The organism is Brevundimonas sp. M1A4_2e (assembly GCF_053345555.1).
The window spans coordinates 402,643-415,054 of record NZ_JBKFAI010000001.1 but is presented as its reverse complement, the minus strand read 5'-3'; the positions used below and the strand labels follow the sequence as shown (position 1 = coordinate 415,054).

The 12,412-nt window shown below is 66.2% G+C and carries 3 protein-coding genes; 1 reads left to right on the top strand and 2 read right to left on the bottom strand.

Features of this window, described 5'->3' with window-relative positions; genetic code table 11:
• The first annotated feature begins 22 nt into the window (after positions 1-22).
• Positions 23-6,037, top strand: coding sequence for a DEAD/DEAH box helicase (locus tag ACLBV5_RS01975; RefSeq protein ID WP_312217731.1), 6,015 nt, complete (start codon positions 23-25; stop codon positions 6,035-6,037).
• Positions 6,038-6,262: 225 nt separating this feature from the next.
• Here ACLBV5_RS01975 and ACLBV5_RS01970 read toward each other — a convergent pair whose 3' ends face one another.
• Positions 6,263-9,424 carry a UvrD-helicase domain-containing protein gene (locus ACLBV5_RS01970; protein ID WP_447604667.1) on the bottom strand — a complete coding sequence of 1,054 codons (3,162 nt, stop codon included), beginning with the start codon at positions 9,422-9,424 and terminating at the stop codon, positions 6,263-6,265.
• Positions 9,421-12,093 carry a RecB family exonuclease gene (locus ACLBV5_RS01965; RefSeq protein WP_447604666.1) on the bottom strand — a complete coding sequence of 891 codons (2,673 nt, stop codon included), beginning with the start codon at positions 12,091-12,093 and terminating at the stop codon, positions 9,421-9,423. The genes ACLBV5_RS01970 and ACLBV5_RS01965 overlap by 4 nt, the downstream gene beginning before the upstream one ends.
• Positions 12,094-12,412 lie beyond the last annotated feature (319 nt).

Sequence of the window (12,412 nt, the reverse complement as noted above, 5' to 3'; positions counted from 1 at the left end):
TGCGTCAGTGCCTTCTCCCCTGGTGATCGACCGCCGCCTTCGTGAACGGATCGCCGATGCGGTGATCGCACAGGCGAACAGTCGTGATGCAGATCTGAATGCCTTTTTGCGGGAACGGCTGTCGGGGCGGGACATCAGCCGCGGCGCCTTGCTGTCAGAGCCCGTCTTCGAGGGGGCGGCGGGTTACCGGTCTTCCGGCCGAACGCCGCAAAGCCTGGCCGGAGAGGTGCTGCATTCCGACGTTGCCGCAGCCTTGGCTGCGGGTGCTCCGGGCGACGACTACCGTTTCGACTATCCGGCCTACGAGCACCAGCTCGCGGCCTGGAAGCTGCTGACCGCAGAGCAGCGGAACTCGGTGCTCGTTTCCAGCGGCACGGGTTCGGGTAAGACCGAATGCTTTCTGGTGCCTTTGCTCAACGATCTCGCCATTGAGAGCGCTCAATCGGGTCGGCTTTCAGGCGTGCGCGCACTCATGCTCTATCCGCTCAACGCGCTCATTGCGAGCCAGGAGGAGCGGCTTCGGCAATGGACCCGTCCGTTCAACGGCCGCATCCGATTCGGTCTCTACAACGGGCTGATGCCCGACCGTCGGAAGTCGGATCGCGAGCGCGATGAGGCGTCTACGCCCGAGCAGGTGCTCTACCGGACGACTCTCCGCGCCGATCCGCCGCCGATCCTGGTCACGAACAGCACGATGCTGGAATACATGACCATCCGTAGGCAGGACAAACCTCTCGTTGATCGGTCCCGCGGAATGCTCCGCTGGATCATTATCGACGAAGCCCACAGCTACGTCGGATCCGCCGCCGCTGAGGTTTCGCTTCTGCTCAGGCGGGTTCTGCACACCTTCGGTGTAAAAGCCTCCGACGTCCGGTTCGTCGCCACCTCAGCCACGATCGGCGGTTCGGATGATCAGGCGAAACGTGATCTGCAACGGTACCTCGCCGATCTCGCCGGCGTCGATATCGATCGGGTTCATGTGGTCTTCGGCCACCGCGAAGTCGTCGCCCTGCCCCCGCCGGGTCCGGCATGCGAGCTGACGCCAACCGGAGGCTCGAGCGAGTTGGCGCGGAACCCTGCGGTCCAGGCTGTCGTCAGACAGGCGGAAGCGGGGGCTATCGCGTTGTCCGACGCCGTCCGACATGCCGGTTCCGCAGGAACAACGGCCGAGGCGCTCTTGGAAAGCATCGCGGCCAAGCCCGAGGATGAAAAGCGCCCTCTGCTGCCGATGCGGGTTCACAACTTCGTCCGTGCCGTTCCAGGGCTTTGGTCCTGCCTCGACACGGAGTGCCCGGGCGACAAACCTGTCGGCTGGCCCTTCGGCGGTATCCTGTTCGATCGATCCGATGTCTGTCCGCATTGTGCTGGAGCCGTTTTCGAGCTCCTGAACTGCACGGAGTGCGGCGAGCCATGGCTCAACGCCTATGACTACGGCGATCGCCTTTCGCCGCTCGCAACCTCGGTCGGCGAGGACGACTTCGCGACCGCCGGGGCAATGAGCACGGGCGCATTCGAGACGGACGAAGACGGCGATGTTCCGGCGGCGGCCGAAGCCTCGGTATCACTAGGGCGCAGAAGGCTTCTGGGGCTTCGTCCATTCGCCGGATGCAAGGAGGTGGCGGTCGACCCGAAAACGGGAACGCTGCTCGAGCGACGCACGGCAGGGAGCACCGTGTGGGCAAGCCAACAGTTGGTCGACGACGCCTGCCCGAGCTGCGGCGTGGGCACGACCGCCGAGACCCGCTCCCCTCTGTGGCCCTTCCGCTTCGGAGCCCCCTTCCTGCTCCAGAACGCCGCGCCCACGCTGCTGGAGGGCGTCAACGCCCATTCGTCAGATCAGAAGCTGGTCCCCGGCGAGGGCCGTCAACTCTTGTCGTTCACCGACAGCCGCCAGGGGACCGCCCGGTTTGCGGCCAATATCGAAACCCAGTCCGAGCGTGGGTACGTCCGGGCGTTCATTTACCATCTGACTCAGAAGGCGCTTGCGAAGGGCTCGGATCCGGAAAAGCGTGCATCCATCGAGATGAGGATCGCTAAGTTCGCACCGCTTGCTGCGGACGATCCCGACTTCGCGCAGATGCTGGATCAAGCGCGCGAAGAGCTTGCCGCTCTGGACAAGGTGCCAGCTGTTGCCTGGGCCGATGCTGTACAGGGGCTCGCCGATGATCCGACGGTCAAGCAGTGGATTCGAAAAGTCTGGTCAGGGCGGGACGAGCGCTACCGTGACTCTCCCGAGGCCTTCGCTGAGTTCCTCATGCTTCGCGAACTCGCCCGCCGCCCCCGGCGCGCGAATGCGGTCGAGACCATGGGTCTGGCGCGACTGAGCTTCGCTTCGATCGAGGCGCTCTCGGAGCGCGCCCTTCCCTCTCAGTTCCGGGAAAAAGGCCTCAGCCTGCAGGATTGGCGGGACTTCCTCTATTTTCTGATCGATGTCTCCATCCGCAACCTCTTCGTCGTGCGCATGGATCGACGGGACGCACGGTGGCTGCTGCCAAGACAGGCCTTCCTGAAAAATATCGTCGGGCCCAATGATCTTCCTGCCAACGCCTCGGATCGCTCATGGCCCGCTGCGCGGGCGGGTTCCGCCAAGTCGAACGCCGTGAAGCTGTTGGAGCGCACGCTGAAGCTGGACGCCGCCGACCCGGCCGACAGAGCCGTCCTGAACGAAGTTCTGGAGCGCGCATGGCAGGGCGTGCGTCCGGTGCTCGAGAGCAATGCCAGCACCTATGCCCTCGACTTCTCGCGAGCCTCGCTCGAACCTGTCCTGGACGCCTGGCTTTGTCCGGTGACCAACAGGGTTCTGCCCAGGCCGGCTCTCGGAATTTCGCCCTATGCCCTACGGAGCACCCTGCCGGCGGCGCAGAGAAAACCCGAGCCGATCAGAATGCCGATCCTGCCGATCGCATTCCCACGCAACGCCGAGGACCGCAGCGTGATCTCGGATTTCTTGGTGGAAGACCCAGTCACAGCCGAGCTTCGGGATCGCGGCGTCTGGAGCGACCTGCACACCCGCGCGGCCACCTTCGCCCCCTACATCCGGGCGGAAGAACACTCAGCGCAGCAACCGCCGAGCCGCCTCCGTGGATTTGAAGAAGAGTTCAAGCGTCACGAGATCAATCTGCTGGCCTGCTCGACAACCATGGAGATGGGCGTCGACATCGGAGCCGTTGAAGCGGTCCTGAACACGAACGTCCCGCCCTCCATCGCCAACTATCGTCAACGGGTCGGCCGCGCCGGTCGCCGCGGGCAGAGCTTCTCGACATCACTCACCTTTGCTCGGGACACGCCCCTGGATCGAGAAGCCTTCCTCAAGCCGATCGATTACCTGAAGCGTGAGCTGCGCGCGCCGCTCGTGAAGCTCGATTCCGTCCGAATCGTGCAGCGTCACGTCAACGCGCTTCTCCTGGCGCGCTGGTTCGCCGAAGCTGACGGCCAACTCGTGAAAACAAAGAGCGGCGATTTCTTCGGCTGCCCCCCGATTCTGGCCGCCGAGAAAGCGGTCGATTCCCCGGTGGCGCTCTTCGCCCGCTGGCTCGATGAACCGAGCACCGAGCAGATCCTGCGGCCATCGATTGCCGCCCTTACCGTGGGCACGATACTTGAGTTCCGGCGCGATCTTCTGGAAGTCGCCCGGGACGCGTTTCTGGATGCGGCAACCGCATTTGAGAAGAGCTGGACGACGCTCCAGGAGCAGGCCCGCGACGTTGCGCCGGAGGCCGTCGCCAGCTTGGAGAAGCGGATCCGCCGGATGTGCGGAGAATCGCTCCTCAAGGAGCTGGCCAACCGTTCGCTACTTCCCGGTCACGGTTTTCCCACTTCGGTGGTGCCGTTCGTTAACGACTGCGCAGAGACGCGGGATCAGGACCGTGCCGCGCAGGATGGCGACGACGATCGGCGTAACGACCGCCGCTACGACTATCCGAGCCGCAACGCGGATGTGGCCATCCGTGAATATGCTCCCGGCGCCGAGGTCGTGATCGACGGACTTGTCTGGACATCCGCCGGCGTGACCCTGAACTGGCAGCGGCCCGCCACTGATCTGGAAGCGCGGGAGGTTCAGAGCCTCCGCTGCTTCTGGCGCTGCGAGACCTGCAAGGCTCCCGGCTCCGGCCATTCGCTTCCAGCTTCCTGCCCGGAATGCGGGGCCGACGGTCTGACGTTCCGTCGGTTCCTCGAGCCTTCAGGATTCCGCGTCGCCTGGTCGGACAAGCCTCATGCCCACACGGACTCGGCTCAGTACATCGAGCCCGAGCCGCCCTCGGTTTCAGCAGCCGGCGCCGCCTGGGCTCCGCTCCTGGACGCCGATCTGGGCCGATATCGGTCGAGCCACGAAGGACGAGTCTTTCATCTGTCGAACGGCCCCGCGAAGGCGGGCTATCGCGTCTGTCTGGAATGCGGCCGCGCCGCTTCGGACTCCGGCCCCGGTCTGGCCGAGCACGATGCGCTCACGCCTCGTAAGGGAACCTTCGGACGCTGCCCCGGCAACGATCGCACCTACGCGATAACCGAACCGATAGCCCTGGGCCACGAGGTTCTCACCGACGTCGCCGAGCTACAGCCATCGGGTCTGTCCGATGCAGGAACCGCTTGGGCGCTGGCTTCTGCATTGCGGGAATCCCTGGCCCGCTCGCTCGGCATCGAGACGCGGGAACTCGGACTGGCCGTGGAGCCTCGTTCCGGCCTCCTCGGCGATCTCACCCACTCCATCTTCCTGTTCGACCAATCATCGGGCGGGGCCGGCTATGCGCCTCAGCTTTTCGCCGACATCCCGAGGCTCCTCGCCGCCGTGGCCCAACGGTTGGATTGTTCCGCCCGCTGCGAACGAGGGTGTTCGTCCTGCGTCCTCGCTTCCGACCTCTTCGCACAGCAGGAGATCGTCGATCGCAAGGCGGCACTGGAATTTGTGACGCAGCTGCGGAGCGAGCTGGCGGCGCCGAAGGACGACGACAAAGTCGCCGCGCACGCTGCGCTGAGCGGGCCCGTCGCAGACGCCATCGTGCGGAAACTGAAGAGCGACCAGATCATAACCCTGCTCATGTCCGAGGACCTCGACGTATCGGCGCTTTATCAGCCACCGCTGTCGAGCTTGTTCGAGAAAGCTCACCGGCTCGGCGCAGAAGTACGACTCGCATTGCCTCAGGCAGCGTTCAGCGCCATGGACGATGCGACCCGTCGCGGCCTGCGGAACGCTTCACACCGCTTCTGTTTCGTGCCGGTCATCCTGGATATGCAGCCGGCCGCCAACGGCGCCTGGCTGGTCGCCTCGACCGAGGATCGCGAGGGCGGTCTCGGCTACTATTGCCGCGATCCCCTGAGCCGCGCGGCCGGAGACCGATGGGGCGTCGGCATCGAACATCCGATCGTGACGGTGCGCATGCAACCGCCGTCAGGCGTTCCGATCGGAGAGGAAGATCTCGAGCGGAGCGAAACGACAGGCGATCGCGTAAGGGAACTGAAGGCAGCGCTTTCGCGGCCGGCGCACCAGTTCGGCGAGGGGCTGGTGAAGAACCTTCTCAAGCCCGAGCTCGAAGCGGCCGACCTCTGGAAGGCAGGGCGGCTTACCTCCATCGAATACACCGACCGCTACCTTGTCGCGCCTTTGCCGGCCCTGCTGATGGCCCGCACGCTTGCCGTGTTTCGCGATCAACTAGCCCCGAGAGGCGCTTCGCCCGAAGTGACGATCATTACGGCGCCGATGCGCAAGGACAGCTTCCGGGGGCCGCCGACACAGTTGAACAACAACTGGCTCAACGAAGAGGATCGGGAACAGACCATCCGTGCGCTCCTTGCGAACTTCAACCTCGATGCCCGCTACATGGGACGGGGGGCCGCTCATCACCGCCGGCTCATGCTCGAATACGACGACGGCTCCACGGCCGTCATCTTTTTCGACCAGGGCTTCGGCTATTGGCGGGTGGCGGCCGGCGGCCGGCACGATTTCAATCGAAGTCCTGCCGCACAAGCCAAGGCGTTGAGCGAATGTTCGGCCTTCATCAGCGGTCAGGGGGAGAGCTTCGTCGCCGTAACTCGTCGGTGATGACGGCGTCCCCAGCAGCCTGATCCGTCGAGCCCTGGGGGCCTATTTCTTCCGCTTTCGTCCGGCCGCACAGCGATGGGGTGCCAGGTGCGGGAATAAGCTGCGGGCCCGTCGAGACGCTGTGCCTCTGGCACAGCGCTCCTCCCCCGCAGTTAGCCATGCTGCCCCACTGCCTCGAGGTCGCCAACGCGCGGCCCTAAGCCCCATAGGGCCGTCGGTGCCGGGTCAAACCTTCAGTTCCACACGCGTCATTAGCCCGGAAATCGGCTGATGGATCCAGTATTCTATCCGAGCCTTCCCTGTGATCCGCGTCAAGGCACGACCATAGGCGGAAAGCTGGCCGCCCACGGTGCGAAACCGGTGGTCATCCAGGGCAAGGGCGCCGGGGAAACTCTTGTGATCGACGATGGCATAGCCGTCATCGAGGTCGATAAGTAGGTCCGCGCGTCCCGCCAGGACCTGGATCCCATCGACTGCGTGCACCGGCCATTCAGCCAGCCGCGGGGCTGTCCCAAACCGCGCTTGCGCAAACGCGCTCAAACGATCGGCAATCAACACCAGGTCGGCAGGCGGCATCTGGGGCACGCCCCAGCGTTCCAGCGTCGCGGCGGCGTGCGCCAGCCGCCCCTCGCTGTCGGCGGCAGCGTTGTCACTGGCAAGATAGCGGTGGATGGCCTCGCCGAGCTGCCGCAGGTCCGGCCCTCCCACCAAGGCGATCCGCTCCCCAAGACTGTGAGTTTCGGCGATCGTCGCTGCGCCTTGCGCCAGCATCATGTCACTGGGCCTAAGGCGGAGCGGCGGGTGGTCGCCGCCCATGACCAGGCGGGTGTACTCGACGGCGTCGTCGGCGCCGCAAGCCTCAGACGGCTCGGGTGCGCCGCGAGCGGGGAAGGCCTCCGAGCCGACCATGATGGCGTCTTCTCCCAGCCGCACCAAAGGCTGATCATCGTCTCCGACCAGTTCGTCGAGCCAAGCCTGCGAGCCGCCGGTCGTCGTCAACGCCAGGTGGTCGCGGGCTCGGGTGAGGCCGACGTAGAGTACCCGGGTGCGCTCCAGGCACTCATCCGACAACGCGGCCACGCCCTCGGGGCTCAACGGCGCGGCCACATCGAGCTCCAAATCCTTTTTTTGCTCGCCGTAAGGCCATGGCCAGAAGCGCAGGACGCGCTGGCCTAAGGGGACGCGCCAGTCAGGCTCGCCTTCATCGACCGCGAACAAGCCAAACGGTGAGCCCTTTGCGCTGGATTCGAGTTCGGTCAGGATGACGATCGGCCATTCCAGCCCCTTAGCCTTATGATATGTCATGATGTTGACGGCGTCGGGGTGGCGGCTGGGCGGCTGGGAGGCCTCCTTCTGAGCTGACAGCCATTGGCAAAGGCCGGTCAGCGTCACGGCTTGGCGCTCTGTCCGCTGCTCATCTTGATAGGCCTTAATCCGATCTCTCACGGCCTCGAGGTTCTGCAGCCGTTGTTCCGCGCCTCCCCATCGCATGACCGTGGCCAGCAGCGTGTCAGCGTGCAACAGGGCGTCGAAGGCCTCCAGCGGCGTCAATTGGCGAGCCCGGTCACGAATGGCGTCCAGGGTGGCGACCAAGGGCGTGCGGGCGGCAAGGCCGGTGCGCGCATCGTCCTCGAAAACAGCGTCGAACCAGCCGTCGTCATCCGTCGCCAGACGCGTCAGTTCCGCCAAGGCCAGGGTGTCGCTGACGTCGGCGAGCCAACGCAAGGCTGCGAGCGTGAATTCGACCTCCGGCTGATCCATGAGGCCCGAACGCTCGACCGCGACCCGCACGCCCAGGCCGGAGAGCGCCGCCCCGAGGCGCGCGACTTCCCTGTTGCCCCGGCACAGCACGGCAATGTCACCGCCCTGCGCCGCCCGGCTTGCGCCGTTCGGCAGCGCCACCGGCCAGGTGCCGGGATCACCAAGCAGACCGGCGATGCGTCCGGCCAGCAGCGCCGAACGCACGTCTTTATTGGGGCCGGGAATGGACCATGTCGAAAGCGCGGGCGGCGCGCCGTGAGGTTCTTCACGGGCGCAGGCGTCGAACTTGATCTCCGCCTCGCTCATGCCGACCCGCAGCATGTTCGGAGCGATAGCCGCGTTGACGAACTCGGTCAGCATGGGGCGCGAGCGGTATGAGCGTTGCAGGTAACGGGTCTGGCCACCCGTCGCCGCGACGATCGCCGCTGAAGCCGCGCTGGTCAAAGCCGGGTCGGCGTCGCGAAAGCCGTAGATGGACTGTTTGGGATCGCCCACCCAGACATTCTGCCGGGCGATGCGGGACAAGGCGGTGAAGATGGCGATCTGGATCGGACTGGAGTCCTGGAACTCGTCGACGAAGACCGCGCCGATCATCTCGCGCAAGCGGCTCGCGTTGGCTGGATCTTCGATGATCTGCAGGGCGAGCATTTCCTGGTCGGTGAAGTCGAGCAGGCCGCGCGCATGCTTGTAAGCCGAAAAGTCGGCCATGCAGTGCGTGGCGCAATCGAAAATCCGATGGATATAGTCCTCGAGATCAGCCCTCAAACGCGGGTGGCGGGCATGGGCGGCCGCCGCTGCGCGGACTTCCGCGAACAGGGGCGCGTCGGCCTTCGTCGCACCGGGCTTGGCCAGGCGCGCCCAATCCGGCCACGCTATCGGTTCGCCCGCGGCGACGGCTCTGATCGCCCGCTCGACGACGGGCACGTCGGTTTTGAGCGTACCGCTCTTCAGGGTCGCACGATTGGCTTCGATCCGCTGCATACAAACGGCTAGGGCTTGGGCGAGCGCCTCATCGAGCGCCTGCGCCGTCTCGCCGGGCGCGGCCCGGGGCAGCAGGCCCAGCAGTCCGGCGGCCGAGAAGTCGGCGCACTGCTGCAATCGGTCCGGCGTGATCCCGTTGGATCGGGCCAGGTTCACGGCCGTGCGCACCTCGTCCTGCCAGCCGCGGACATAACGTTCATGGGCCGTATAGCCGCGCGCCCGGATTCCGAAACGGTCGGCGATGCTTGAGATGGCCTCGCCGCACGCGTCGATCGCCGGTCCCGTGGCACGTGCGAAAACTGTCTCGTGGCTGTCCTCAGCGATCACCTGAGTCAGAGGCGAGCGTCCAAGCTCAAAGGCGAATTCAGCGATCAGAGCGCCGCACACCGCGTTGATCGTGCCGATCCTGGCGGAGAGCATGGACACCGCAAGATCGGGACGTCCACGCTCGATGAGCACGGCCCGGATACGCCCCTGCAGCTCGGCCGCCGCCGCCTTCGTGAAGGTGGTCGCCACCAGACGGTGGGGTTCCAGGCCGCCCTCGACGGCCGCGACGATGTCTTGGACCAATCGATAGGTTTTGCCGGTGCCGGCGCTGGCGATGATGGTGTCGACACGATGTTGCACGGCTGCCTCTTCGGTCATGCCAAGCCCTTTACGCGACAGAGGGTGGAGTAATCGCAGTAGTCGCAGCGTACCTCGCGGCGCACCGTCAGGCCCGCCGGGAGCACGGATTCATAGCCGTCGACACCGGACGCCAGGAGCCGGCCTTGGCCGGCGCTCTGCCGCCACGCCGCCCAATCGCTTCGAATGCCATCCCAGGTCTCAGCGAACGATCGCGAGCCGTCGACAAGGCGACCGACAAGGCCGCTGTTGCGCAGAGTTAGGAATTGGCGCTGGTTGAGAAGGAAGTAGCCCGCCCGGTAGGGGGCGTCGCGAGACAGCAGCGCGCCGTAGGTGGCCAACTGCACAGCCAAGCCCTCCTTGAGTTCGGCGACGCGCTTGACCTCGCTGCGCGTCCATTTCAGATCGATGATCACGATCCGTCCGGAACGATCGCGTGTCACCAGATCGATCGCCCCCCGCAGCGACAGCAGGTTTTCGAATGCCTCGCTGACCTGGAGTTCGGCGGCCTCGACGACGAGGTCATTGTCGGCCAGCGAAAGGGCCAGCGCCGCCATAGCCGCCGGCAGGCGTTGCCGGGCGAAAGTCAGTTCCGTCGCGGCTTCGGGATGCCGAAGCGGCGCGGCCAGTTCATCGATGCGCCCTTCCAGCAGGGCCGCGGCCTGGGCCGAGGCGGCCTGTGGGTCCGGCGGCGGCCCGGGCGTGAAGACCTCGCGCGCGATTGCGTGCGCGAGATTGCCGAGCAGCTGGTTGGCGTCGGAAATGGAGCGGACCCGCCCAGGACGCAGTCTTGCAACATGCCGCAGAGCCCACATCAGCTGGCAGGATAGCAGGCATTCGAGCGAGGTCGCCGACTGCGTGACGTTGTCGGCCCGGGCCGAGAACCCTTCCGGTGCCGTCCATTCGAAGCGGGCCGCAGGCAGGGGCCGCGGCACGATGGGCAAGCGCTCCAACGGCACGCCGGCCAAGGTGAGGACCGGCTGCCTGAGCGCCGTCTCCAAAGCCATGCGCACGCCGACGACGTCCAGAGCGGCCTTGAGGCGATGGGCCAGGGGATGGACCTGCTCGTCACTGCAACAGTCCAAGCCGCCGGCGAAGAGGGTCAGGGTCTCACGCGCGTTCAGAACCGCGCGCTCCCAGGCGGCGCTCGCGGCGGCCGCCGGCAGCGTCGGCGGATCCGAGCGGCAACCGGCCGCGATGAGCTCGTCGCGCTCGGCCTGCGTCCACGGCGTCTTGGCGGCTCCTTCGACGGTACGGGTGAAGTTCCACCACACCAAGCGGGACGTGGGTCCCCATACGGCGCCGGCGTGCAACACGGACCGCCAGGAAGAGGCTTCGGCGAAGGCGCCCGGATTGGCGAGTCCGTCAGCCATGGCCTGGTCGATTACCCGCTCGACCAGCAGCCTGGGGAGCCTCTCGCGACCGAGAGCCGCCAGGGCGCTGCGGACCTGTCCCGCCAAGCTGGCCGTGGCCGCATGTAGCGCGTCTTGTGTCGCCGCCAGACGTCGCGCGGCCCAAGCGCCTACCTGGTCGCAAAGCGACAGGGCCTGGGCGAGCTCCATGCCGGCGATGGGGTCGGCGACTTGCGGCTCGGCCCACGCGCGCCAGCGCGCCAGCCTGGGCGCGATGAGGGCCAGTCGGTCAGCATCGCCGTCGGCAAGCTCGTATTCGCGCTCTTCGATTTCCGTCCAGGAGTTCGTCCATTCAGGACCGCCTCGCCCGGGTGCCTCCTCGAGCGCGCCGGCCAACCGGCGGGCAGCTCGCGGCGCGATAGGCGAGTCCGGGAAAACCAACAGCTCCATCAGGGCGTGTGGATTAAACGGCGCCCAGGCGCCCTTGAAGGCCAGCAGCAGAAGTTGAAGGGAACCGCGGTGCACCGATCTGATGCTGCGACCTGCCCTCGGCTGCCCCGCGCTGGCCAGGCCGTGGTCGAGCAGATCGGTGTCGGCGTCTTGAGCGATGAGCGTCGCTCCGCCTTCGCCGACCTGCGCGAACCATTGCCCGACGACCTCGGCGGCCAGGGGCCCGCTGGCCGATGACGCCAGGGTGACAGTCCCGTCGGCGCGTTCGGCGTCGGTGATCTCGCAGGCACCCAGAAGCCACCGCTGCAGCTTACCCAAGGACGTGTGAGGCGGGGCGGCGGGTGCCGGGTGGATGACCTCGATATTGCAGCCTAGCGCGGCCAGCCGCTCGACCAGTCGTCGCAGCGGTGAGGCCATCACCTCCGGTCGATCGATCAGGCGAAGCCTCGCCAGAGGCGCCAACGTACGGACTTCTAGACAGCGCAGGAGGCCTGCGATCCGGTCCGTCAGGCCGTCGGGCATGAATTCCGCGGCCCGCGAGACGGCCGCAAGGTCGCGCAACCTGGGGGCCGTCCAATCGCGGTCATGGCACCAGCCAAGTCCGACCAATTCGTCGCGCCAGGCGAGCAGAGTCTGGGCCGTGGACCAAGGGTCGGTCGCCAATGATGACGACCAGAAGCGGGTCCCGTCGAGACTTTCGAGCGCGGCTTGGAACGCGGCCACGCGAACGACCTGCGGTGCGGCCGGCCCGCCGAGGCCCAGCTGGGTCTCAAGAAGATCGACCAGTCCGAGCGGTCCCAGGACCGGCTGGCCGAGCGCGCCGGTCGGCCCACCGCCGTGGTCCGGACTCGCGCCGCCGTCCGCCCATAAGCCGAAAACCACGTCCATCGCGCCCTCCCCTTCCGCGCGCGCCTGAGCGCCGTCGCACAGCTGCAGAAAGCTAGACTATACGCGAGGGTCAGGCCATCCATCGGGTCTTCGACGCAGCATGGTCCCACTACCTCATCGGCACGGCCAGGTCCTTTGACTTCTGCGTTCTCCGGCGCAGAGGCACTGGAATCATGCCGGCGCATATCGCCCGCCACTTGGCCCGCGACGTTAACCCGCCTCCTGATGGATCAGAGCCTGGCAGAGGCTGCTGGAACTCGGCCGGCGACTTTTTGAAGTCTAAGGGTCAGATTCGGCCGCGACGGGCGCTCTGTATTTA